Genomic DNA, 21,984 nt, shown 5'->3' on the forward strand with positions numbered 1-21,984 from the left:
GGCCAGTATAGAAGTTGGATGTGGCCAGCGTTGTCAGGCACAACACCCGGTCGCACGCCGAAAGCGGCCACGCCGGCGCTGGCCGGCGAGCCATTTCAGGCTTTCTCTCTTTGGTCGCGCCCGCGCAGGTGCGGCGCGCTGCCGACCTACTTCTTGGGCGCGGGATTCGTCTGCGCCGAGGTCTGGTTCGAACTCGGTGGCGACGCGGCCGTGGGGGCCGGGGAGTGCGCGCCCGAGGCCTCGATGGGCTTGACCTCGGGCTTGGGCGCCGCGGCGTAGGGGCCGGGGTCCACGCAGGGCGGCGTGGCCACCGCGGCCGGTGCCGGCTTGCCCGCGGCCTCGGCGCTGGCGCGGTACTTGGCGGCGACCTGGTCCTGCGACTTGCACAGCAGGTAGCCGTCAGTCTTGGCGGACCACGCGGTGCGGGCCGCGGTCTCGGCGGCCTTGGCCTGGGCTTCCGGCCCGAGCGGCGGGAGCTTGGCGAACGCGGACGCTGCAGCCAGCGTGCACAGAAGGGTCAACGTGTGCTTCATACGGAGGTTCCTTGCGCCGTCGCCGGCCGAGCAGGCTCCGGGGTGCCGGCGGGCTGCGAGCGCTGCGCGGGGATCTTGCCGGCCTCGATGTCGTCGTACCAGAGGCGGTGGTGCTCGCGCGCCCAGGTCTCGTCGACATAGCCTTCGCGCATCGCCTTGTAGGCGCCGGTCATGCCCAGCGTGCCGATGTAGATGTGGCCCATGATCATCGCCATCATGAGCAGCGTGGCCACGGCATGCACCATGTGTGCGACCTGCATCTCGCCGCGCGTGTAGACGAAGCCGGGCAGCAGCTTGTCGAGGAACAGGCCCGAGGCGATGACGATGCTGCCCAGGAACAGCACGCCGCCCCAGAACACCGCCTTCTCGCCCGCGTTGAAGCGGTGCGACGCGGGCTCCTTGCCGCCGAACAGGCCGCCGCCTTGCCGCAGCCAGGTGAAGTCGTCCTTGCTCGGCCAGTTGCTGCGGATGAAGGTGAAGACCATGAACAGCGTGGTCACCACGAACAGCGGCCCCACGAAGTTGTGCACCGTCTTGAGCACGTAGGCGAGCCATCCGAACAGCGCGCTGCCGAGCACCGGCAGCAGGAAGAACTTGCCGAAGGCCATCACGATGCCCGAGATCGCGAGCGTGACGAAGGCCAGGGCGTTCGACCAGTGCGTGGCGCGCTCGAACGGCGTGAAGCGCTCGATCTTGCGGCCCGTTTCCTTGCCGTGCAGGCGGATCGGTCCGCGCGTGAAATAGAAGATCGCCAGCGCCAGCAGCGTGACGAAGAGCAGCGCCGCGCCGTACGGAATGATCCAGTTGTTGCGCACCTGCCGCCAGGCCTCGCCGGCGTTGGTGAAGCGCGAACCCGGGTATTGCACGAAGCGCTGGATCAGGTTGCCGGCCTCGGGCGCCTCGCTCACGGGCAGGCTGCTGTAGCCGGTGACGCCGCCGCTCACCTGGCGCCACATCGGCGCGTTGTTGCCGGGCTGCACTTTGTTGCGCTCGCCGTTGGTCTGGTTGAGGTAGTTCGGGTCGGCACTGGCTTCGGGCTTGACGTCGAAGATGTTCTGGCTGCGGATGCCGCCCTCGGCCTTCGGTGCCGGTGTGGCCGCAGCAGGCGACGCGGGCGCGGGCGAGCCGGTGACGGCGCCGCTCGCGGCCGGGTTGGCCTCCTGGGCCAGCGCCCCGGCTGCACAGCCCAGGAGCGCGGTCGCCAGCAGCGCGTGGAACGCGTGCCTCGTGCGAATGGTGACGCTCATGCGGCCTCCGGTTCAGTTCGTTCGGGTGTACTCGTTCTGGCCGTTGGAGCGCGTCTTGATCTGCTGCTCCCACGACGCCTTGTCGCCCACCTTCCAGCCGGGCGCGGTGAAGACCGTGCCGGTGTTGGCCTGCGTGCCGGTGCCGCTCCAGGGCACTGCGTCGTACTTGACGCCCTCGGCGTTGGTCTGCGGCTTCTCGCTGCAGGCCGCCAGCAGCATCGCGCCCGAAGCGAGCGCGGCGAGCATCACGACCGCGCGCTTCACTTGGTGCCTCCGGTGGGCGGCGTGCCGGCCTGTTGCGAGCCGTAGGCCGTGCCCCAGCCCCAGACTTCGGCACCCGTGCCGCGGTGCACGACGCGGGTGCGGAAGATGTCGGCCACCACGTCGCCGTCGCCGGCCAGCAGTGCCTTGGTCGAGCACATCTCGGCGCAGGCCGGCAGCTTGCCTTCGGCCAGGCGGTTGCGGCCGTATTTTTCGAACTCGGCTTCGGAGCCGTTGGCTTCGGGGCCACCGGCGCAGAAGGTGCACTTGTCCATCTTGCCGCGTGCGCCGAAGGTGCCTTGCGACGGGAACTGCGGCGCGCCGAAGGGGCAGGCGTACGAGCAGTAGCCGCAGCCGATGCACACGTCCTTGTCGTGCAGCACCACGCCTTCGTCGGTGCGGTAGAAACATTGCACGGGGCACACCGCCATGCAGGGCGCGTCGGAGCAGTGCATGCAGGCCACCGAGATCGACTTTTCGCCCGGCAGGCCGTCATTGAGCGTGACCACGCGGCGGCGGTTCACGCCCCAGGGCACCTCGTTCTCGTTCTTGCAGGCCGTGACGCAGCCGTTGCACTCGATGCAGCGCTCGGAATCGCAGACGAACTTCATTCTTGCCATGGTGATTCCTTATGCTTTCTCGATGTTGCAGACCGTGGTCTTGGTCTCTTGCATCATGGTGACGCTGTCGTAGCCGTAGGTGGTGCCGGTGTTGATGGCTTCGCCACGCACGATGGGCGCCGCGCCCTTCGGGTAGTAGGCAAGCAGGTCTTCGCCCTGCCAGCGGCCCGAGAAGTGGAAGGGCATGAACACCGTGTCGGGCCCCACGCGCTCGGTGACGAGGGCCTGCACGTTGAGCTTGGCGCCCGTGGGCGTGTGCACCCAGGCGCGCTCGCCGTTGCGGATGTTCTTCTCGGCCGCCACCTTCGGGTTGATCTCGATGAACATCTCTTGCTGCAGCTCGGCCAGCCAGGGGTTGGAGCGCGTTTCCTCGCCGCCGCCTTCGTATTCCACGAGTCGGCCCGAGGTCATGATGTACGGGAATTTTTCGGCGATCTTGTCGGCGATGTTCTTCTGCTGCACGGTCTTGTAGAGCGTGGGCAGGCGCCAGAAGGCCATCTTGTCGTCGTGGGTCGGGTACTTGGCGACGAGGTCGGGGCGCGTGCCGTAGAGCGGCTCGCGGTGCTGCGGAATCGCATCGGGAAAGTTCCACACCACCGCACGCGCCTTGGCATTGCCGAAGGGGTGGCAGCCGTGGTTCTTCATGAACACGCGGATCATGCCGCCCGAGCTGTCGGTCTTCCAGTTCTTGCCTTCGGCCTTGGGCTTCTCGGCCTCGGTGAGTTCGTCCCACCAGCCGAGCTTCTTGAGCAGCAGGTGGTCGAGTTCGGGGTAGCCGGTGGTGATGTCGGCGCCCTTCGAATAGGAGCCGTCTTCGGCCAGCAGGTTCTTGCCGTTGCGCTCCACGCCGAAGTTCGCGCGGAAGTTGCCGCCGCCGTCCATCACGTGCTTGGACGGGTCGTACAGGTTCGGCGAGCCGGGGTGCTTGAGTTCGGGCGTGCCGTAGCAGGGCCAGGGCAGTCCGAAGTAGTCGCCCGAGATGTCGTAGCCGTTGACCTTGTCCTTGACGGAGCCCTTGGCCTTGAGCGTGCGCACGTCGAACGCGGCCATGTTGCGCATGTGCGCCTGCAGCCGCTCGGGGCTCTGGCCCGAGTAGCCGACGGCCCAGCACGACTTGTTGATTTCTCGCAGGATGTCTTCCGGCACGGGCTCGTCCATGCCCTTGACCTTCTGCATCTTGTAGTTCTTGCTGAGTTCCTTGCCGAAGCCCAGGCGGTCGGCGAACTGCTGCATGATCATGTGGTCGGTGCGGCTTTCCCACAGCGGCTCGATGACCTTCTCGCGCCATTGGACCGACCGGTTCGATGCCGTGACCGATCCGCTGGTTTCGAACTGCGTGCACGCGGGCAGCAGGTACACCGCGCGGTTCGCGTTGGCGTCTTCGGGCCGGCCGGGCATTGCGGCCATGGCGGCCGTGGCCGACGGGTACGGGTCGACCACGACGAGCAGGTCGAGCTTGTCCATGGCCCGCTTCATCTCGAGGCCGCGCGTCTGCGAGTTGGGCGCATGGCCCCAGTAGAAGACGCCGCGCAGGTTCGAGTCCTGGTCGATGAGCTCGTTCTTCTCGAGCACGCCGTCGATCCAGCGCGACACCGTGATGCCGGGCTTGCTCATCATCGCGGGCGAGGCGAAGCGGCCCTTGATCCATTCGAAGTCCACGCCCCAGGTGGCGGCGAAGTGCTTCCACGAGCCTTCGACCAGGCCGTAGTAGCCCGGCAGCGAATCGGGGTTGGGGCCGACGTCGGTCGCGCCCTGCACGTTGTCGTGGCCGCGGAAGATGTTGGTGCCGCCGCCCGACTTGCCCACGTTGCCCAGCGCCAGCTGCAGGATGCACGAGGCCCGCACGATGGCGTTGCCGATGCTGTGCTGCGTCTGGCCCATGCACCAGACCACGGTGCCGGGGCGGTGCTCGTGCAGCATCGTCGCGACCTTCAGCACCTGGGCTTCGCTCACGCCGCAGGCCTCTTCGACCTTGTCGGGCGTCCACTTGCTCATGACGTCGGCACGCACTTCTTCCATGCCGTAGACGCGGTCGTTGATGTAGCGCTTGTCTTCCCAGCCGTTCTTGAAGATGTGGTGCAGGATGCCGAACAGGAACGCGATGTCCGAGCCCGAGCGGATGCGCACGTACTCATGGGCCTTGGCCGCGGTGCGCGTGAAGCGTGGGTCGACCACGATCATCTTGCAGCCGTTTTCCTTGGCATGCAGCATGTGCAGCATGCTCACGGGGTGCGCCTCGGCCGCGTTCGAGCCGATGTACATCGCAATCTTCGAATTGCGCATGTCGTTGTACGAATTGGTCATGGCGCCGTAGCCCCATGTGTTCGCCACGCCCGCGACCGTGGTCGAGTGGCAGATGCGCGCCTGGTGGTCGCAGTTGTTGCTGCCGAAGAAGCTCACGAACTTGCGCAGCAGGTAGGCCTGCTCGTTGCTGTGCTTGCTCGAGCCGATCCAGTAGATCGCGTCGGGCCCGCTGGCCTTGGTGAGTTCCTTGAGCTTGGCGGTGATCTCGTCGAGGGCGGTGTCCCAGCTGATGCGCTCGTACTTGCCGTTGACGAGCTTCATCGGGTAGCGCAGGCGGTATTCGCCATGGCCGTGCTCACGCAGCGCGGCGCCCTTGGCGCAGTGGGCGCCCAGGTTGATGGGCGAGTCGAACACGGGCTCCTGCCGCACCCACACGCCGTTTTCGACCACGGCGTCGGACGCGCAGCCGACCGAGCAGTGCGAGCACACGGTGCGCTTCACTTCGATCTTGCCGGCGCCGATGGCGGTGGGCCGGCCGTCCGCGGCCTTGGCCTTCTGGATCAGCGTGAGCTGGCTGGCCGCCAGGCCCACCCCGACGCCGAGGCCGGAGCGCCGCAGGAAGGCGCGGCGGTCCATCGTCGGCAAGGCGTTCGCGAGGCCGCGGCGCAAGCTGTGAACGAAGGGCGAGGTGTCGGAGGCCCGCTGGCTCGCGGTGCCTGGGGATTTTCTGGTCAGAAGCACGGGGTCTCCTCAGGCTGACGTGGTGGCGTAGTAGCGCTTGACGTGTTCGCTCAGGGAATAACCGCCGCCGTTTTCGGGCGGAGGCGGCAAAGAGGGGGCGACGGCGGCGACGGGCGTCTCGGCCATGTTTGGCAGCGACGTGACGGCCACCGCGGCGGCGCCGGCGGTGGCGGCACCGATGAAGAATCCGCGGCGGGAGGCCGGCTTGATGCCGGTGTTTTGGCTGTCCTGCATATTGACTCCAGGAGTGGCTGGGCGCGACGAGAGAGGGGAAACCCGGTCGGCCTTGTGGATACTAGACCAGCAACAAGGTGTGAGCAACCTGAATACCCCTTGCATTGGTTCGCTTCAGTCCAGCATGTCGAAGGCCTGCGCCTCGACATCGCCGAACGCGCGCGTGAAGACGGCAAGGGCCGCGTAGAACCGGGCCTGCGGATGCTGCGACACCGCATCGCAGAGCGCGGGCAGCCAGGGCTGGATGTGTTTGGAGAACAGGGCCTGCTGCTGCGTGAGGTTGGCCACCGCCACATCCTCGCCGGCGATCAGGTAGCGCATGACCTCGAACAGGCAGGCGATGTGGTCCTCGGTTTCGTAGGTGGTCTCGGTGCGCGCCAGGCCCAGCCGGTCGAGGTCGTTGCGCAGTTGCACGAGCGGCTTGTCGTTGAGAAAGCCGCTGAGGTAGTGCGAGCCGAACAGCAGGACCTCGGGCTTGCCGATGCCGCCGAAGAGCGCGTCGTATTCCTCGTGTGCGGCCGCCGCGCTGGTGTCGCGCGCGATGCCGACCAGCTGGCGCCACGGTTCTTCCAGAAAGGCGCCCGCGGCCGGCGCTTCGGTGGGCGCCACCTGGAAGGCTTCGAGCAGCGCGGCATCAGGTGCGGCGTACCAGAGCCGCGCCAGCAGGCCGTAGAGCTCGGCCCGGGCCACCTCCTCGTCGAGTGCGGACGTGGCGGGAAAGGTCTGGCTCATAGCGGGGCGATCTTCACTTCGTTGGTGGCGCTGTACAGGTCGATGACGCGGCAGTCGCTGCACATCTTGAGGCGCTCCAGCGCCTCGCCCTGGAACATCGCATGCCCGGCCAGCTTGCCGAGCATGGCTTCGATGGCTTTCTCTGTACCGAAGGGTTTGCTGCAGCGGATGCAGGCCCAGGGCTTGGCCTCGTTCAGCAGCACCTGTTGCTTGCGCTCGGGCGCGGCCAGCAGGCGCGGCACGAGCGAAACGGCGTCTTCGGGGCAGGTGATTTCGCACAACCCGCACTGCACGCAGTTCTTCTCGATGAAGCGCAGTTGCGGCGCGCTCTGGCTGTCCAGCAGCGCGCCCGACGGGCAAGCGCTCACGCAGGCCAGGCACAACGTGCATTTGTCCTTGTCGACCGCGATGGCGCCGAGCGGCGATCCGGCCGGCAGCACGAAAGCCAGCGGCGCATCGCCAGGCGTCTGCAGGGCAGGGGCCGCGCCCATGAGGTGGTCGAGCGTCATCTCGAGCCGGTCGCGCTTGTCGGCGCCGACGGCGAAGCGGGCGGCGGTGGCCGGCACGCGCTGCGTGGTCGTGCGCAAGCCGGCCAGCGCGGCGTCCAGCACGGCGGGCGCGTCGGCCTCGATCACGTGGAAGTGCGTGCCGGTGTAGCCCAGGCCCAGCAACAGCGCCTGCGCGACGTTCATCTGCTGCTTGAGCGTGGCGAGGTACTGCGGCGCCTCGTCGCCGGTGCACAGCACCGCGACCTGCGAGGCGCCGAAGGAAATCGCGCTGAGCCACAGGTCGATGCCGGTGCTGGCCGCATGAAAGAGGTCGACCGGAATCACACGCGCCGGCACGCCCTGGGCCTTGCCCAGCTGCGCCTGCCGCCCGAGTTGCTCGAGCAGCGCCTGGCCGCCTTCCTGGCTGTGCAGCAGCAGCGCCGCATCGCGCCCGCCCGCCGAGGCATAGGTGCTGAGCAGCTTGCGCAGCTTCAAGCCCTGGTCGGGCGCGCGCGGGTAGGTGTAGCCCAGCGCGCCCGTCGGGCACACCGTGGTGCAGGCGCCGCAGCCGACGCACAGGTTCGGGTTGACCACGATGCGCTGGCGTTGCGGGTCGCTGCTCACGGCATGGGCCGAGCACACGTCGACGCAGGCGTTGCAGCCGACCACTTCGTTGCGGCTGTGCGCGCAGAGCTTCTGCTTGTAGTCGAAGAACTTGGGCTTTTCGAATTCGCCGACCAGCTCGCGCAGACGTAGCAAGGTCTGCAGGCCCTCGGCCTGCGCGACGCCGCCGGGCAGGTGGAAGTAGCCCTGCGGCGGCGCGTGCCAGTCGATCTGCGGCGTGGCGCCGAGGTCGAGCACGAGGTCGAAGGCTGCGTCGAGCGCCTGGGCTTCGCGGCTGAAATTGATGGCGCCGGCCACGCTGCAGGCGCGTTCGCAGTCGCGGTGCGAAGTGCAGCGCGCGTTGTCGATCTGGTAGTCCAGCCCGATGGCCTGTTCGGGGCAGGCGACCACGCAGGCGTTGCAGCGGGTGCACAGGTCGAGGTCGATCGCGTTGTCGCGCGTCCAGCGCAGCGTGAAGGCGCCGAGCCAGCCTTGGAGCGAATCGATGCGCCCGGCAATCACCGGCCAGCGGCGTGCCTGTGCGCCACCGGCCGCACCGGGGCCCTGCGCGAGCAGGGTGACGTCGAGCGTGTCGCCGACCAGCGCCGCGGCGCGTTCGGCGGCGTCGAGCGGGCCGATGATCAGCAGCCGGCCCTGGCTGTTGTAGCTCACGGTCGAGACGGGATCGGGCTCGGGCAGGCTGGCGGCGGCCAGCAGCGCGGCGATCTTCGGCATCGCGCTCTTGGCGTCGCGGCTCCAGCCGCCCGTCTCGCGGATGTTGATGAAGCGGATCGGCGAGGTGGCGTTGGGCGTCTGCGTGGCGAGTTCGCCGAACAGCCGTTTTTCCTGGGTGCAGGCGACCACGACGTCGTCGCCGGACTGGATGGCGCGCTGGAAAGAGGTCGCCTCGCGGCGGCACAGCGACGAATGCAGCGGAAGGGTTTCAGCCAGTGCCGCGCCGAGCGTCTTCGGCTCGAGCGGCATCGTCTGGTTGCAGTCGCAAATCAGCGTGGTGGTCATCGGTTTCTTGGCTGGCGGGTTGCATCGGGGCAACCGGCGGGCTGGGAAGCGTTGCGGGATCCTGGGACTGTGCCACGTCCGTCGCCTCGGCGGCGTCGGGGGTTTCAGGGGGAATGTCTTCGGCGGCTTCGGCGTCTTTGGGCTCTTCGTCGAAGAGCTTGAGGAACTTGGCGCTGGCCATCTGGCGCAGCACGCTCTCGGGCACGGGGGTGGACTGGGAGTAGTCGTCGACGTAGGTGTCGAGGCCGTCCATCACATTGAAATGCGGGTCGGTAAAGAGCTTGCGGAAGGCCGCGTTCTTGACCTCGGGCGCCACCTGCTTCGTGAGGAAGGGCGTGTAGTCGGACTCGATGCCCAGCGCGTCCACGTCCGCAAGGGTCAACGGCGGCGCGCCGTCCGGGTCGGCTTCGGGCGGCAGGGCGACCGGCGCCGCAACGAGGCCGGGCGCCGGAACAGGCTCATCTGCCGTCGGCGCCTTCTCTTTCTCTTCCACGACCGTCTCGGCCGCGCGCACTTCCTGCTTGCGGCGCGACCAGCGTCCGAGAAAACCCTCAGACATCGCCCGCACCCCGTCCGCGTTTTTTCTCGGTCGACACGCTCGCGGCGTTGCCGAAACGGTCGACCAGCGACCGGAAGCTCTCGGGCCGCCGGCGGCGCTTGGGCTCGACCACGTAGTGCTCGTCGACGAAGGCGCGCACCCAGTCGACCACCTCCGCGGGGGCCGGCACCTGCTCGACGGTTTCCTGCGCATCGAGCCAGCGCCCGGCTTCGTAGTAGCTGAGCGTGACCACCACCGGGCGCGGAATGGGTTCCGTGGAAAGCGTCGCTTCCTCGTCCATGCGCCACAGCACGAACCAGCACGGCGTCGGCGTGATCGCGTTGAGGTGGTAGCCCTCGGCCTCGTCGCGGAACAGCTCGACCTTGAAGCTGGGGTGCAGCCACTGCTGCTCGCCGTCGTCGTCGCGCAGCAGGCGCGGTTCGGTGCCGAAGCCGGGCTCGTCGGGCTGCACGCTGTCGAGCGTCCAGCGCCACGGCTGCCAGTGGCTCGACGGGCCATGCAGGCGCTCGCGGCGCATGACCACCGCGACGTCGAGCGTCGGGCGGCCCGTGGGCGCGGTCGCAGGGGTGTCCGAGGAGAGCATGGGCCGAACCATAGCCGATGGCACGCGGGTCTGCGCGCAGTACCCCTCGATCGCCGACGCGAAAACCCGGGCATGCCGCGCCGGCGCGGTGTCGTAGCATTCCTGCATGGCCCCACTTGATGAAGACGAAGCAGACGACGCGAACGAAGCACCGCTGGCTTTCGACGCCGTGGCGCTGCCCCGGCGCGCCGACGCGCCGCGCCTGAACCCGGCGCGTGGCCCGCTGCTGCGCCGCATCGAAATCGTCGACCAGCACGGAGAGCGCCGCGACATCGACATCCCGGCGGAGCGGCCGTTGACCGTCTTCGTCGACAAGCGCGAACTCGTGACGCTCATGACACTGGGCGCCGCGCCTGAACTGCTGGTGCTGGGCTACCTGCTCAACCAGAACCTCGTGCAGCGCGCGAGCGACGTCGAGAGCATCGATGTCGACTGGAGCGTCGAGGCGGCCGCCGTGAAGACGCACGCCGGCATCACCAATCTCGCTGAAAAAACCGCGCACCGGGTCGTGACCACGGGCTGCGGGCAAGGCACCGTGTTCGGTGATGCGATGGCCCAGATCGGCGCCGTGCGGCTGCCGACGGCGCAGACGGCGCGCATCGCGCAGGGCACGCTGCTGCGCATTCTCGAACTCATGAAATCGCGCCACAGCGTGCACCGGCACGCGGGCTCGGTGCATGGGTGTGCGCTGTTCCGCGGCACCGAGATGCTGGTGTTCGTGGAAGACGTCGGGCGGCACAACGCCATCGATTCCATTGCCGGCTGGATGGCGGTGCACGGCATCGACGGCGGCGACAAGGTTTTCTACACCACGGGCCGGCTGACCAGCGAGATGGTGATGAAGTCGGCCCACATGGGCGTGCCGATCATCGTGTCGCGCAACGGCGTCACCGCGATGGGGCACGAGCTGGCCAGCAAGCTCGGCATGACCTTGTTCGGCCGGGCCGCCAACCGCCACTTCCTGTGCTACTGCGGGTTCGAGCGCTTCGACGCCGAGCCGCAAGCGAACGCGCAGGTGCAGGCGCAGGCACTCACTGCCGACTGAGGGGCGTGCGCGGCTTACCCGCGCGCCACGTCGATCACCGCCTTCGCAAACGCCTCGGGCGCTTCCTGAGGCAGGTTGTGGCCGATGCCGCCGCTGACCAGCCGGTGCGCGTAGCGCCCCGAGAATTTCTTCGCGTACGCGCTGGGTTCCGGATGCGGCGCCCCGTTGGCATCGCCTTCGAGCGTGATCGTCGGCACGCCGATCACCGGCGCCTGGGCGAGCCGGTTCTCCAGCGCCTGGTACTTCGCCTCCCCCTCGGCCAGGCCGAGGCGCCAGCGGTAGTTGTGCACCGTGATCGCCACGTGGTCGGGGTTGTCGAAGGCCACGGCGCTGCGCTCGAAGGTGGCGGCATCGAAGTTCCACTTCGGCGAGGCGAGCTGCCAGATGAGCTTGGCGAAGTCGTGACGATTCTTCTCGTAGCCCGCGCGGCCGTGCTCGGTCGCGAAGTAGTACTGGTACCACCACTGCAGCTCGGCCTGCGGCGGCAGCGGCGCCTTGCCGGCCTCCTGGCTGCCGATGAGATACCCGCTCACCGACACCAGCGCCTTCACGCGCTCGGGCCACAGCGCGGCCATGATGCAGGCGGTGCGCGCGCCCCAGTCGCAGCCGGCCACGGTGGCGGACGGGATCTTCAGTGCGTCCATCAGCGCGATGATGTCGACGGCCACGGCCGACTGCTGCCCGTTGCGCGGCGTGTCGGCCGACAGGAAGCGGGTGGTGCCGTAGCCGCGCAGGTACGGCACGATGACGCGAAAGCCCGCGGCGGCCAGCTGCGGCGCAACGTCGACGAACATGTGGATGTCGTAGGGCCAGCCGTGCAGAAGAATCACCGGCGCGCCGTCGGCGGGGCCTGCTTCGTAGTAGCCGATGCGCAGGCTGCCGGCTTCGATGCTCTTGAGGGGCTCGAGGCGCTTGCTGCCGCCGGTGCTGGCGGATTGGGCGAAGGCGGGAACGATCGACGTGAGCTGCGTGGCGGCGAGGCCGAGCGCGGCCTTGCCGAGGAACGAACGGCGCAGCAGCGATGGGGATGTGGTCATGGAAATCTCCTGGGATGCGAAGGGGTTAGACGGCGCGATTGTTCGGCGCGAAGTCCGCCTGTTGACCGGCTCGTGTATGCCTCTGTATCCGCGCCGGTTTCGGCCACACTAAATTTCAATCGCAGGCGCGCGAGGCGGCCTCAACGCAACGTGGTGTGTCGATTTCAGGTGGAGATACACAGGCATACGCAATGCCCGTCGCGCGGTGAAAAGGCGGCCAACAATCCGCCCGTCATCCACTCACGCATCGCCCGAAGGAAACCCCCATGACGCGCTCTCGCGGATTCAAGAAGCTCTGGTTCGCACTGCTGTTCTTCGCGGGCGGGTTCGCGCACGAGCTGCGCCACCCGACGCAGTGCCAGAGCGTGGCGTCGGTCAGTCTCTCGCTTCGACCGCCGAAGCGAGCACGTAGCCTTCGCTGCGCACGGTCTTGATGTAGCGGGGCTCACGCGCATCGTCGCGCAGGCGCTGGCGCAGCCGGCTCACGAGCAGGTCGATGGAACGCTCGAAGAGCTCGGCTTCGCGCCCTTGCGTCAGGCTCAGCAATTGGTCGCGGCTGAGCACCTTCTGCGGGTGGTCGAGGAACACGCGCAGCAGCCGGTACTCGGCGCCGCTCAGCGCCACCATCACGCCGGCGTCGTCGATCAGGTGGCGTGCCACGGTGTCGACCTGCCACTCCCCGAACCCCAGTTTCTGCGAGGGCTCGACGCTGCCCATGTTCGGCGGCAGCATCCGCGTGCGCCGCATCACGGCGCGGATGCGCGCCAGCAGTTCGCGCGCGGAAAAGGGCTTGGCCAGGTAGTCGTCGGCGCCCATCTCCAGGCCCAGGATGCGGTCGGCTTCCTCGCTGCGCGCGGTGAGCATGAGGATGGGCGTGGCCTTGTACTTGCCGGTGCGCAGGTCGCGGCACAGCGTGAGCCCGTCTTCGCCGGGCAGCATCAGGTCCAGGATGATCAGGTCGAAGGGCCCCGACGCCTCGAGCGCAGCGCGCATGTGGCGCCCGGTGGGCACCGCGACCACGCGCAAGCCGTTCTTCACCAGGTAGGTGGTGAGCAGTTCGCGGATGTCCCGGTCGTCGTCGACGATGAGGATGTGGTCGGAGGTCTTGGGCGTCATGGCAGGGTAGGCAATGGCGGCACGGCGCCGCAGCCGCAATGTAGCGTTCCCGGGTCGCGCCGGCAGCGGCCGTTGAAACGTAGTGTGTGGGTTTCCGGCGCAGATACACAGGCATACAGAAGGCGATCCGGCAGGGGGAGGGCGGCCCAACAATCCGTCCGTTTTCCAACCACCCTGCACCCAAGGAACCCTCATGACCCGCATCGACAAAGTCCTCTACACCGGCAAGACCCGCACCTCTTCGGGAGGCCGCGACGGCGAGGCGCGCAGCTCGGACGGCCGCCTGGACATCAAGCTCTCATCGCCCGGCAGCGCCGGCACCGGCACCAACCCTGAGCAGCTGTTCGCGGCCGGCTGGTCGGCCTGCTTCATCGGCGCGATGGGCAAGGCCGCCGGCAGGATGAAGGTCGCGCTGCCGCCCGACCTGGCCGTCGATGCCGAGGTCGACCTCGGCACGGCGGGCGGCGAATACTTTTTGCAGGCGCGCCTGAACGTGAGCCTGCCGGGCCTGGACCGCGAGGTGGCGCAGGCCCTCACGGAGGCCGCACACCAGACCTGCCCCTATTCCAAGGCGACCCGAGGCAACATCGACGTTGCCATCCACCTGGTGTGAGCCCGCTGCACTGACGCATCGCCACGCCGCCTACCGACGAAGGTGTTCATGTCCACTTCCGCGAATCCTGTTGCGAACCCGACCGGACCTGCGCCGCGCTGGCGCCGGCTGCTGCCCGGCTCGCTGTATGCCCGTGTGACGCTGATCATCGTGGTGGGCCTGGCGATCGCGCAGCTGCTGACCTTCGCGGCGATCCGCTACGAGCGGAACATGGCGCTTCGCGAGCTGATGATGATCGGCATCGAGCGCGACATCGCGAGCTCGGTCGCCATCCTCGACCGGCTCCCCGCGCCGGAGCGCGCCGGCTGGCTCGACAAGCTGGAGCGGCGCAACTACCGCTTCGTGCTGGGCGGCCGTGCGCAGGGCGGCGCGCCCGCCTCGGAAGCGGCGCAGCAGTTTGCCGCGGCCATCGTCGATGCGATGCGCCCGTTCCCCGTCGTCAAGGTCGGCGAGGTGGCCTGGCCGCCCGAGGGCCTGCAGATCGAGGTGCGGCTGGGCGACGGCTCGTCCGTGGTCGTGCACGCCATGCGCGTGGGCATGCCGGTGTCGGGCTGGGTGATGTGGCTGCTGGTGGGGCAACTGCTGGTGCTGGCCGTGTGCGCCTGGGTCGCGGTGCGGCTGGTGACACGGCCGCTCGCGCAGCTGTCCGCCGCGGCCGACCAGCTCGGCCCCGACCTGAAGAGCCGCACGCTGGCGGAAGAGGGCCCCACCGAAGTGGCGCACGCGGCGCGCGCCTTCAATGCCATGCAGCAGCGCATCGCGGGCTACATGTCGGAGCGCGTCGAAATTCTGGCTGCCATCTCGCACGACCTGCAGACGCCCATCACGCGCATGCGCCTGCGCACCGACCTGATGGACGACACGCACGACCGCGAGAAATTCCGCCAGGACCTGGACGCGATGAACGCGCTGGTGCGCGAAGGCGTGACCTATGCGCGCACGCTCCACGGCGCCACCGAGCCGCCGCTGCGCATCGACGCCGACGCGCTGTTCGAGAGCATGGTCGCCGACTACGAAGACGTGGGCCAGCAGGTGCGGCTCGACGGCCGGGCCGGTGCGCCGATCGTGAGCCGCCCGAATGCGCTGCGCCGCATCCTCATGAACCTGATCGACAACGCGCTGAAGTTCGGCACCGACGTGACGCTGCGCGTGCAGGCCGAAGGCGAAGGCGGCCGCCTCGTGGTGAGCGTGCTCGACAACGGCCCCGGCATTCCCCCCGACGAACTCGACGCGGTGCTCAAGCCCTTCTACCGCGTCGAGAGCTCGCGCAACCGCAGCACCGGTGGCACCGGCCTGGGCCTGGCCATTGCGCACCAGCTGGCCATGGCCATGGGCGCCGAACTCACGCTGCACAACCGCGCCGAAGGCGGGCTCGAGGCGCGGCTGGCGTTGGCCGCCGCGCCCGCTCGCTGAACCCCAACCGACACCGCACACATCACCATGCTCATCCTCTTCATCGCCTACCTGGGTGGGGTGCTCACGATCCTGAGCCCCTGCATCCTGCCGGTGCTGCCCTTCGTGTTCGCGCGCGCCGACCGTCCGTTCCGCTCGCACGGCTTGCCGATGCTCGTGGGCATGGCGCTCGCCTTTGCCGTGGTCGCCACGCTGGCGGCGGTGGGTGGCGGCTGGATCGTCACGCTCAACGAATACGGGCGCTATGCCGCGATGGCCTTGCTCGCGCTGTTCGGTGCGACGCTGCTGTTCCCGCGCGTGGCCGACCGCCTGAGCCGGCCGCTCGTGGCGTTGGGCTTGCGCATGTCCGACGCGCAGGGCTCGGCGTTTTCACCGCTGTGGCTGGGCGTGGGCACGGGCCTGCTCTGGGCGCCGTGCGCGGGGCCGATCCTCGGGCTGATCCTGACGGGCGCGGCGCTCAACGGCGCGAGCGTCGGCACCTCGCTGCTGCTGCTCGCCTATGCCGCCGGCGCGTGCACGTCGCTCGCGGTGGCGCTGCTGTCGGGCGGTCGATTGCTCGCAGCGCTGAAGCGCACGCTGCCGACTGGCGAAAGGGTGCGGCGCATCGCCGGCGCGGCGGTGCTGGCAGGCGTCGGCGCCATCGCGCTGGGGCTGGACACCGGCTGGCTCGCGCGCCTGTCGCTGGGCACCACGTCGGCACTGGAGCAGGCGCTGGTCGACACGCTCCGCAAAGACACGCCGCAGGCGCAGCGCACAGACGCCGGCTTCCTGCGCGTCTCGGACACCCGTCCGGCGCCGGTGCCCGCGCACAACCTCCGCGTCGAAGGCCATCTGCCGTCGCTGGCCGGTGCGACCGGGTGGATCAACTCGCCGCCGCTCACGCCCGAGGCCTTGCGCGGCAAGGTGGTGCTGGTCGACTTCTGGACCTACTCGTGCATCAACTGCCTGCGCACGCTGCCCTACGTGCGCGCGTGGGCCGACAAGTACAAGGACGCGGGCCTGGTCGTCCTCGGCGTGCATGCGCCGGAGTTCGCGTTCGAGAAGAACCCGGCCAACGTGCGCAAGGCCGTGAAAGACCTGGGCATCGGATTCCCGGTGGCGCTGGACAACGACTTTGCCATCTGGCGCGGCTTCGACAACCAGGCCTGGCCGGCGTTCTACTTCGTCGATGCGCAGGGGCGCATCCGCCATCACCAGTTCGGCGAGAACCGCTACGACAAGGCCGAGCAGGTCATCCAGCAGCTGCTGGCCGAGGCCGGGCAAGCCGACGTCGCCGCTGGATTGGTGGCGCCACTGGGGCAGGGCACCCAGGCCGCGCCCGGCGCCGAGCCGGCGCAGTCCGGCGAAACCTACCTGGGCCATGCCCGTGCGCACGGCTTTGCGTCGCCCGGCGGCATCGCGCGCGACCGTGCGAAGGCCTACGAGCCCGCGGCTTCATCGCTGCGCACCAACCAGTGGGCGTTGGGCGGCGACTGGACCGTGGAAGCCGAGCGTGCTGTGCTGAACCGTGCCAACGGCCGCATCGCCTACCGCTTCAAGGCGCGCGACCTGCACCTGGTGCTGGGGCCGATGGCCGACGGCAAGCCGGTGCGTTTCACGGTGCGGGTGGACGGTCAGCCGCCGTTGGCGGACCACGGCGCGGACACCGATGCCCAGGGCCACGGCGTGGTCGATGCGCAGAAGCTGTACCAGCTGGTGCGGCAGTCGGCGGGCGGTAGGGAACGGCTGTTCGAGATCGAGTTTCTCGACGCGGGCGCGCAGGCCTACGCGTTCACCTTCGGTTGAGCGTGGCTGAGGTCAGGGCGTCATGCCCACCGCGTTGGCGGCGCGGCAGACGTCCACCTCCCGGCGCGTGGGAAGTGCATAGCAGCGGGCGTCCGCCTCGCGTGCGACGGCTTCGCGCAGTTGGCGTTCCTGCGCGGTTTCCACCTGCAGCTCGACGAGCCACTTCATGAGCAGCGCCATCACGATCAGCAGCACGACCGAAGCCGCGAGCAGGGTCGTGCGCCAGCTCTGGACGCGAAAGACGGAGGCGTTGGTCGTGCTCATGTCTCGACCCTCAACGCGACAGCTGCGGAAAGATCCACAGGCTCATGCCGAGCACCACGCCCGCGCCCAGCGACATGGCCGCCGCGGTCGCGAACAGGCAGGCCACGACCAGGCTCGGCACCATCACCGACATGCTCAGGAAGGCGACGGCGACGAGCACGTAGGCCAGCACGGGCAGCAGCGCGATGTAGGCCGGCCGCGAGATGCCGGCCGGCAGTTCGTCGGGCGTCATGTCACGCAGAAACGGGTTCAGCATGGCGGACGATCAGCAGTTGCCCTTCTTGGCCTGGCCCGGCGGGCAGAAGTTGCCGCCCTTGTGCGCGGGTGCGGGCTCCGCACGCGGTGGCGCGTGGTGGTGCACACAGGCGCTCATGAGAACGGATGCCGCCAGCGCGAGCATCACGGTGATCGTGGATTTGGTGGATTGGGTCATGGGGACTCCCTGCTTTGATTTGTTATGCACCTAAGGTGCTTGAGGGCTGGACAATAGTTGCCTCATTAACAATCCCACAGGGAAATGCTCACATTTGTGAGTGAATTGAGGTGGGTGCGGTCAATCTCCGGGCGGGATTGCGCAGTACTTCACACCCGTGCGGCCGACCGGTCGCCGCCGCAGAACCGCTACATTGCATGCCCCATGGACCGCCTCGACAACATAGAGACCTTCGTGCGGGTCGCACAGACCCAGAGCTTTGCCGAGGCCGCGCGTCAGATGCGGGTGTCGAAGTCGGTGGTGACCAGTCGCGTGAAGCAGCTCGAAGACCATGTCGGCGCGCCGCTGTTCCACCGCAGCACGCGCGTGGTCCGGCTCAGCGACGTGGGGCAGGCCTTCCTGCGCGACTGCGTCGAGCTGGTCGGCCGGGCCAACAACATCATGGACCAGATGCGCGACGCCAAGGACGGGCCCACCGGCACGCTGCGCGTGCATGCGCTCACCGGCTTCGTGCTGGGGCATTTCGCCACGCTGCTGCGGGCCTTCCAGGTGAGCTTTCCCGACATCCACCTCGAGCTCATCGTGAGCGACGCGGTGGTCGATCCGGTGAAGGCGGGCGTCGACTGCGCGCTGCAGATTTTTCCGGCGGCGTCGACCGAGCTGGTGTCGCGCCCGCTGTTCCCGGTGCGCCGCGTGTTCTGCGCCACCCCCGAGTACCTGGCCGCGCACGGCCGGCCCGCGAGCCCGCGCGAGCTGCACAAGCACACGCTCGGCCTGTACTCGGGCTACCCCACGCGCGACCGCTGGACCTTTCACCACGCGGGTGAACAGGTCACGCTGTACATGAGCGCCGCGCTGCTCACCAACAGCGTCCACCTGCTGCGCGAATACGCCATGGAGCACGCCGGCATCGTCTGCCTGCCGACGCTGGTGGCCGGCGAGGCGATCCTGCGCGGCGACCTGGAAGTGGTGCTGCCGGCGCATCAGCTGTCGTCGTTCTCGCTGAGCGCGGTGTACGCGGGCACCTCGCGCAATGCGTTCAAGCTGCGGCTGTTCATCGAGCACCTGACCCAGGCGTTCTCGAAGGTGCCGCCGTGGGACGCGGCCATGATCGAGCGCGGCCTGCTGCCGCCGGGCCTGATCTCGGACGCCTGATGCGAACGCCGTCCGTTCCGGGGTAAACCCTGTGCATTGAACGGATTTGCCGAACAATGCGGCCCGCGTTTCGGGCCTACCGCTGTGGCCCTTCGTTTCCTACAGTGCAGACATCGCAGCCGCCACGCTGCATCGTCCGGCACCTCAGGAGACACCATGACCGTCGCATACCAGACCCGCTTCGGGTCCCTCAAGCATTTCGAGAAGGGCCACGTCGAGCCGATCGACGACGACGTGCGCCACTACGCGTTCTCCAATTGCTTCGAGATCGCCAGCATCAGCGCACCGTACGAGAAGGTCGTGTTCGGCCAGAACCAGATCTACGTGCTGGAAACGCTGCGCGCCGAAGGCACCTCGCCCTGGTACACGAGCGCGCACGACGAGTTCGCGCTGGTGATGGACGGCGACGTCGAAGTGCACCTCGTGCAGCTCGATGCGGCCCAGACCGTGGCCGACACCGAGAAGAACGGCGCCGTGCTCGTGAAGGGCGAACCCCAGGGCAAGAAGATGGGCTGGATGAAGCTCTCGCGCGGCCACCAGGGCCTGCTGCCGAAGAACACGGCCTACCAGTTCCGCGTGGCCGGCGACCCCGGCGTGATCGTGCTGCAGACCTGCAAAGGCGACCTCTCCATCGAGAAGTGGGCCGACATCTGCCAGACGCACTGAACACACCCGCCATCCAGGAGCCACACCATGAACGCACCCGCAGAACTCGCCAAGGTCCTCGCATCGCAACCCGACGCCACGCTTGGCTACAAGGATTTTTCGCTCGGCAGCTTCGGCTTCCGCCGCGACGAGTACTTTGCCCACATCACCTGGAAGACCCGTGACGGCCGTCCCATGAGCCACACCATGGACGCCGGCAGCTACCTGCGCGCGCTGATGCGCGACGTGGCCTGGGGCTTCTTCTATGGCTGGGTCAACTTCGACAACGTGTTCGGCACCATCAACCACTACGACTCGGTCGACCTGTACGCCGGCAGCTTCAACGGCACCATGAAGGACGCGGGCATCGACCTGCTCGAGAACTTCCCCACCGCGCAGATCCGCGCCACCTTCGAGGCCATGCTCGACGACTGGACCAACGAGAGCTTCGACCCTTTCGCCGCACCGCAGGAAACCGGCTCGGCCTACGGCCGCAAGAGCGGCAACAACACCGCCAAGATCACCCGGGCGCGCGAGCTGGCCAAGCGCTGCGTGGGCCTGAAGGGCGACCTCGACCTGCGCAGCGACGAACGCGGCGCACCCATCAACCGTGCCTTCGCCGACGTGCCGCAGGCCCAGCCCGAGCTGCACCCCGAGCCCGGCTTCGAGAACGAGGTGCACGCCTTCAACCTCTTCGGCTTTTTGAGCCGTTCGCAGGTGACGTGGAACCCGAGCTTCACCTCGGTGGTGAAGCACAGCTACATGTGCCCGACGACCGAGGAGCACATCCTGCCGATCATCCACGGCAACGACCGTGTCGAGTGGTTCTTCCAGATGACCGACGAGATCCACTGGGACTGCGGCGACAAGAACACCGGCAAGCCCATGGCCCGCGTGATCATGAAGGCCGGCGACATGGCCGCCATGCCCGCCTACTGCCGCCACCAGGGCTTCAGCCCCAAACGCTCGATGCTGCTGGTGTGGGAGAACGGCTCGCCGAGCCTGGTCTTCGAGATCCAGAAGGGCGAGTCGCCCGAGATTCCGGTCGAGTTCTGACCGGCCGGCCCGCCTCCTTTTTTCCCTCCGCCACCCATCCATCCAACCCTCCCCGCGCGGGGAGGGTGAGGAGAACCCATGCCTGCTCTTTCCATCCGCCACCAGCTTTTCATCGACGGCCGTTTTGTCGACGCCGAATCCGGTGAGACGCTCGCCACGCTGAACCCGCACGACAACACGCCCATCGCCCAGGTCGCGCTGGCCGGCAAGGTCGACGTCGACAAGGCCGTGGCCGCCGCGAAGCGTGCGTTCCCCAAGTGGAGCCGCATGGCCGCCGCCGACCGCGGCCGCATCCTGCTGAAGCTGGCCGACCTCATCGAGGCCAACGGCGAAGAACTCGCGCGGCTCGAATCGCTCGACACCGGCCACCCGATCCGCGACTCGCGCCGGCTCGACGTGCCGCGCACCGCCGCGTGCTTCCGCTACTTCGGCGGCATGGCCGACAAGTTCCAGGGCGAGACCATTCCGGTGGAAGAGGGCTTTCTCAACTACACCCTGCGCGAGCCCGTCGGCATCGTCGGGCAGGTGGTGCCGTGGAACTTTCCGCTCATGTTCACGAGCTGGAAGATGGCGCCCGCGCTCGCGGCCGGCAACTGCATCGTGATGAAGCCGGCCGAGATCACGCCGCTCACGTCGCTGCGCATCGCCGAGCTCATGGCCGAGGCCGGCGTGCCGCCCGGCGTGGTCAACATGCTGCCGGGCCTGGGCAGCGTGGCGGGCCAGTACATCGCGGAGCATCCTGAGATCGCCAAGATCGCTTTCACCGGCAGCACCGCCACCGGCCGGCGCATCGTGCAGGCCAGCGCGGGCAACCTGAAGAAGGTGCAGCTCGAGCTCGGCGGCAAGGGCCCCAACATCGTGTTCGAGGACGCGAACCTGCAGGCCGCCGTGAACGGCAGCGCCTGGGCCATCTTCCACAACCAGGGGCAGGCCTGCATCGCAGGCTCGCGGCTGATGCTGCACGAGAAGATCGCCGACGCCTTCCTCGAACAGTTCATTCCGCTCGCGCAGTCCATCCGCCTGGGCAATCCGCTCGACGAGAACACCGAGATGGGCCCGCTCACCAGCGCCCAGCACCGCGACCGCGTGCTGAGCTATGTCGAGGTCGCGAAGGCGCAGGGCGGCGAGGTGCTGGCCGGCGGAACCTCACCCGGCGGCGATCTGGCACAGGGCTGCTACGTGGCGCCGACCGTGGTGCGCGCCCGGTCGTACCAGGACCGCGTGGCGCAGGAAGAAGTGTTCGGCCCTTTCGTCACCGTGCTCACCTTCAAGACCGACGAAGAAGCGATGCAGATCGCCAACGGCACCGACTACGGCCTGGGCAGCGGCCTGTGGACCAACAACCTGCAGCGCGCCCACAAGGTGGCGCGCGACCTGCACGCCGGCATGGTCTGGATCAACAGCTACAAGCGCGTGAACCCCGGCTCGCCCTTCGGCGGCGTGGGCCAGAGCGGCTACGGCCGCGAGATGGGCTTCGACGCGATGCGCGAGTACACGCAGGTCAAGAGCGTGTGGGTCAACGTCGACGCGCAGATTCCGCCGCACTTCGTGCGCTGA

23 protein-coding genes are annotated in these 21,984 nt (G+C 68.2%); 8 read left to right on the forward strand and 15 right to left on the reverse strand.

The window, feature by feature from the left end; genetic code table 11:
• Nucleotides 1-146: 146 nt before the first annotated feature.
• The 10 genes from CY658_RS20790 to CY658_RS20835 all read right to left on the reverse strand — a co-directional run bounded on the left by CY658_RS20790 (nt 147) and on the right by CY658_RS20835 (nt 9,865).
• Nucleotides 147-533 (reverse strand): hypothetical protein, encoded by a 387-nt coding sequence (locus CY658_RS20790; RefSeq protein ID WP_101492006.1) that lies wholly within the window; start codon nt 531-533, stop codon nt 147-149.
• Complete coding sequence (locus CY658_RS20795; protein ID WP_101492007.1) at nt 530-1,780, reverse strand: formate dehydrogenase subunit gamma; 1,251 nt, start codon at nt 1,778-1,780, stop codon at nt 530-532. The genes CY658_RS20790 and CY658_RS20795 overlap by 4 nt, the downstream gene beginning before the upstream one ends.
• A 12-nt stretch (nt 1,781-1,792) precedes the next feature.
• Nucleotides 1,793-2,026 carry a hypothetical protein gene (locus CY658_RS20800; RefSeq protein WP_374221126.1) on the reverse strand — a complete coding sequence of 78 codons (234 nt, stop codon included), beginning with the start codon at nt 2,024-2,026 and terminating at the stop codon, nt 1,793-1,795.
• A 14-nt stretch (nt 2,027-2,040) separates the two neighbouring features.
• Nucleotides 2,041-2,661 carry a formate dehydrogenase FDH3 subunit beta gene (gene fdh3B, locus CY658_RS20805; protein WP_062470938.1) on the reverse strand — a complete coding sequence of 207 codons (621 nt, stop codon included), beginning with the start codon at nt 2,659-2,661 and terminating at the stop codon, nt 2,041-2,043.
• A 9-nt stretch (nt 2,662-2,670) separates the two neighbouring features.
• On the reverse strand, nt 2,671-5,646 hold the full coding sequence (locus CY658_RS20810; protein WP_101492009.1) for a formate dehydrogenase subunit alpha: 2,976 nt from the start codon (nt 5,644-5,646) through the stop codon (nt 2,671-2,673).
• A 9-nt stretch (nt 5,647-5,655) separates the two neighbouring features.
• Nucleotides 5,656-5,880: a formate dehydrogenase gene (locus CY658_RS20815; protein WP_070059792.1), complete on the reverse strand. Its 225-nt coding sequence runs from the start codon at nt 5,878-5,880 to the stop codon at nt 5,656-5,658.
• Nucleotides 5,881-5,994: 114 nt separating this feature from the next.
• Nucleotides 5,995-6,612 (reverse strand): TorD/DmsD family molecular chaperone, encoded by a 618-nt coding sequence (locus tag CY658_RS20820; RefSeq protein ID WP_101492010.1) that lies wholly within the window; start codon nt 6,610-6,612, stop codon nt 5,995-5,997.
• Nucleotides 6,609-8,687: a 4Fe-4S dicluster domain-containing protein gene (locus CY658_RS20825; RefSeq protein WP_101492011.1), complete on the reverse strand. Its 2,079-nt coding sequence runs from the start codon at nt 8,685-8,687 to the stop codon at nt 6,609-6,611. Before CY658_RS20825 ends, CY658_RS20820 begins: the two co-directional genes overlap by 4 nt.
• A complete protein-coding gene (locus CY658_RS20830) occupies nt 8,647-9,282 on the reverse strand; it encodes a DUF3306 domain-containing protein (RefSeq protein WP_101492012.1) in 636 nt (211 codons plus the stop codon). The genes CY658_RS20825 and CY658_RS20830 overlap by 41 nt, the downstream gene beginning before the upstream one ends.
• A complete protein-coding gene (locus CY658_RS20835) occupies nt 9,275-9,865 on the reverse strand; it encodes a DUF3305 domain-containing protein (RefSeq protein WP_101492390.1) in 591 nt (196 codons plus the stop codon). The genes CY658_RS20830 and CY658_RS20835 overlap by 8 nt, the downstream gene beginning before the upstream one ends.
• Nucleotides 9,866-9,971: 106 nt before the next feature.
• Between CY658_RS20835 and CY658_RS20840 the strand changes: the two genes are divergently transcribed.
• Nucleotides 9,972-10,910, forward strand: coding sequence for a formate dehydrogenase accessory sulfurtransferase FdhD (locus tag CY658_RS20840; RefSeq protein WP_180839009.1), 939 nt, complete (start codon nt 9,972-9,974; stop codon nt 10,908-10,910).
• Between the two features lie 14 nt (nt 10,911-10,924).
• On the opposite strand, the gene CY658_RS20845 is transcribed toward CY658_RS20840, so the two are convergent.
• Together CY658_RS20845 and CY658_RS20850 are read right to left on the reverse strand one after the other, a co-directional pair.
• A complete protein-coding gene (locus CY658_RS20845) occupies nt 10,925-11,947 on the reverse strand; it encodes an alpha/beta fold hydrolase (RefSeq protein WP_101492013.1) in 1,023 nt (340 codons plus the stop codon).
• Between the two features lie 375 nt (nt 11,948-12,322).
• Nucleotides 12,323-13,063, reverse strand: coding sequence for a response regulator (locus tag CY658_RS20850; RefSeq protein WP_101492392.1), 741 nt, complete (start codon nt 13,061-13,063; stop codon nt 12,323-12,325).
• A gap of 193 nt (nt 13,064-13,256) precedes the next feature.
• On the opposite strand from CY658_RS20850, the gene CY658_RS20855 reads away from it, so the two are divergent.
• The 3 genes from CY658_RS20855 to CY658_RS20865 are packed head-to-tail and all read left to right on the forward strand — an operon-like array spanning nt 13,257 to nt 16,874.
• On the forward strand, nt 13,257-13,676 hold the full coding sequence (locus CY658_RS20855) for an organic hydroperoxide resistance protein (protein WP_101492014.1): 420 nt from the start codon (nt 13,257-13,259) through the stop codon (nt 13,674-13,676).
• Between the two features lie 48 nt (nt 13,677-13,724).
• On the forward strand, nt 13,725-15,089 hold the full coding sequence (locus CY658_RS20860) for an ATP-binding protein (RefSeq protein ID WP_101492015.1): 1,365 nt from the start codon (nt 13,725-13,727) through the stop codon (nt 15,087-15,089).
• Between the two features lie 27 nt (nt 15,090-15,116).
• Nucleotides 15,117-16,874: a cytochrome c biogenesis protein DipZ gene (locus CY658_RS20865; RefSeq protein WP_101492016.1), complete on the forward strand. Its 1,758-nt coding sequence runs from the start codon at nt 15,117-15,119 to the stop codon at nt 16,872-16,874.
• 12 nt (nt 16,875-16,886) lie between these two features.
• Here CY658_RS20865 and CY658_RS20870 read toward each other — a convergent pair whose 3' ends face one another.
• Genes CY658_RS20870 through CY658_RS32810 form a run of 3 tightly spaced genes read right to left on the reverse strand, consistent with a single transcriptional unit; the run spans nt 16,887 to nt 17,571 of the window.
• The gene (locus CY658_RS20870; protein ID WP_101492017.1) at nt 16,887-17,138 is read right to left on the reverse strand and encodes a general secretion pathway protein GspL; all 252 of its coding nucleotides are present in this window, start codon (nt 17,136-17,138) and stop codon (nt 16,887-16,889) included.
• A gap of 10 nt (nt 17,139-17,148) precedes the next feature.
• Complete coding sequence (locus CY658_RS20875; protein ID WP_101492018.1) at nt 17,149-17,394, reverse strand: hypothetical protein; 246 nt, start codon at nt 17,392-17,394, stop codon at nt 17,149-17,151.
• A 9-nt stretch (nt 17,395-17,403) separates the two neighbouring features.
• Entirely contained in the window at nt 17,404-17,571 is a 168-nt protein-coding gene (locus CY658_RS32810) for a hypothetical protein (RefSeq protein WP_180839010.1), read from the reverse strand.
• Nucleotides 17,572-17,775: 204 nt separating this feature from the next.
• Here CY658_RS32810 and CY658_RS20880 point away from each other — a divergent pair, with 204 nt between their 5' ends.
• The 4 genes from CY658_RS20880 (at nt 17,776) to CY658_RS20895 (ending at nt 21,984) form a co-directional block, all read left to right on the forward strand.
• The gene (locus CY658_RS20880) at nt 17,776-18,726 is read left to right on the forward strand and encodes a LysR family transcriptional regulator (RefSeq protein WP_101492019.1); all 951 of its coding nucleotides are present in this window, start codon (nt 17,776-17,778) and stop codon (nt 18,724-18,726) included.
• 156 nt (nt 18,727-18,882) lie between these two features.
• Nucleotides 18,883-19,392 carry a hydroxyquinol 1,2-dioxygenase gene (locus CY658_RS20885; protein WP_101492020.1) on the forward strand — a complete coding sequence of 170 codons (510 nt, stop codon included), beginning with the start codon at nt 18,883-18,885 and terminating at the stop codon, nt 19,390-19,392.
• A gap of 27 nt (nt 19,393-19,419) precedes the next feature.
• Nucleotides 19,420-20,427, forward strand: a complete 1,008-nt coding sequence (locus CY658_RS20890) for a hydroxyquinol 1,2-dioxygenase (RefSeq protein WP_101492021.1) — start codon at nt 19,420-19,422, stop codon at nt 20,425-20,427.
• 93 nt (nt 20,428-20,520) lie between these two features.
• Nucleotides 20,521-21,984 carry an aldehyde dehydrogenase family protein gene (locus CY658_RS20895; protein ID WP_101492393.1) on the forward strand — a complete coding sequence of 488 codons (1,464 nt, stop codon included), beginning with the start codon at nt 20,521-20,523 and terminating at the stop codon, nt 21,982-21,984.

The organism is Variovorax sp. RO1 (assembly GCF_002849325.1).
Lineage (GTDB): Bacteria > Pseudomonadota > Gammaproteobacteria > Burkholderiales > Burkholderiaceae_C > Variovorax.

What these genes read in the sequence shown, in the direction of transcription:
- CY658_RS20890 (WP_101492021.1), top strand. Translation starts at nt 19,420, where the DNA reads ATGAACGCACCCGCAGAACTCGCCAAGGTCCTCGCATCGCAACCCGAC.
- CY658_RS20880 (WP_101492019.1), top strand. Translation starts at nt 17,776, where the DNA reads ATGGACCGCCTCGACAACATAGAGACCTTCGTGCGGGTCGCACAGACC.
- CY658_RS20815 (WP_070059792.1), bottom strand. Translation starts at nt 5,880, where the DNA reads ATGCAGGACAGCCAAAACACCGGCATCAAGCCGGCCTCCCGCCGCGGA.
- CY658_RS20855 (WP_101492014.1), top strand. Translation starts at nt 13,257, where the DNA reads ATGACCCGCATCGACAAAGTCCTCTACACCGGCAAGACCCGCACCTCT.
- CY658_RS20860 (WP_101492015.1), top strand. Translation starts at nt 13,725, where the DNA reads ATGTCCACTTCCGCGAATCCTGTTGCGAACCCGACCGGACCTGCGCCG.
- CY658_RS20825 (WP_101492011.1), bottom strand. Translation starts at nt 8,687, where the DNA reads ATGCCGCTCGAGCCGAAGACGCTCGGCGCGGCACTGGCTGAAACCCTT.
- CY658_RS20840 (WP_180839009.1), top strand. Translation starts at nt 9,972, where the DNA reads ATGGCCCCACTTGATGAAGACGAAGCAGACGACGCGAACGAAGCACCG.
- CY658_RS20790 (WP_101492006.1), bottom strand. Translation starts at nt 533, where the DNA reads ATGAAGCACACGTTGACCCTTCTGTGCACGCTGGCTGCAGCGTCCGCG.
- CY658_RS20875 (WP_101492018.1), bottom strand. Translation starts at nt 17,394, where the DNA reads ATGCTGAACCCGTTTCTGCGTGACATGACGCCCGACGAACTGCCGGCC.
- CY658_RS20795 (WP_101492007.1), bottom strand. Translation starts at nt 1,780, where the DNA reads ATGAGCGTCACCATTCGCACGAGGCACGCGTTCCACGCGCTGCTGGCG.
- CY658_RS20885 (WP_101492020.1), top strand. Translation starts at nt 18,883, where the DNA reads ATGACCGTCGCATACCAGACCCGCTTCGGGTCCCTCAAGCATTTCGAG.
- CY658_RS20845 (WP_101492013.1), bottom strand. Translation starts at nt 11,947, where the DNA reads ATGACCACATCCCCATCGCTGCTGCGCCGTTCGTTCCTCGGCAAGGCC.
- fdh3B (WP_062470938.1), bottom strand. Translation starts at nt 2,661, where the DNA reads ATGGCAAGAATGAAGTTCGTCTGCGATTCCGAGCGCTGCATCGAGTGC.
- CY658_RS20870 (WP_101492017.1), bottom strand. Translation starts at nt 17,138, where the DNA reads ATGAGCACGACCAACGCCTCCGTCTTTCGCGTCCAGAGCTGGCGCACG.
- CY658_RS20800 (WP_374221126.1), bottom strand. Translation starts at nt 2,026, where the DNA reads ATGCTCGCCGCGCTCGCTTCGGGCGCGATGCTGCTGGCGGCCTGCAGC.
- CY658_RS20830 (WP_101492012.1), bottom strand. Translation starts at nt 9,282, where the DNA reads ATGTCTGAGGGTTTTCTCGGACGCTGGTCGCGCCGCAAGCAGGAAGTG.
- CY658_RS20835 (WP_101492390.1), bottom strand. Translation starts at nt 9,865, where the DNA reads ATGCTCTCCTCGGACACCCCTGCGACCGCGCCCACGGGCCGCCCGACG.
- CY658_RS20820 (WP_101492010.1), bottom strand. Translation starts at nt 6,612, where the DNA reads ATGAGCCAGACCTTTCCCGCCACGTCCGCACTCGACGAGGAGGTGGCC.
- CY658_RS32810 (WP_180839010.1), bottom strand. Translation starts at nt 17,571, where the DNA reads ATGACCCAATCCACCAAATCCACGATCACCGTGATGCTCGCGCTGGCG.
- CY658_RS20865 (WP_101492016.1), top strand. Translation starts at nt 15,117, where the DNA reads ATGCTCATCCTCTTCATCGCCTACCTGGGTGGGGTGCTCACGATCCTG.
- CY658_RS20850 (WP_101492392.1), bottom strand. Translation starts at nt 13,063, where the DNA reads ATGACGCCCAAGACCTCCGACCACATCCTCATCGTCGACGACGACCGG.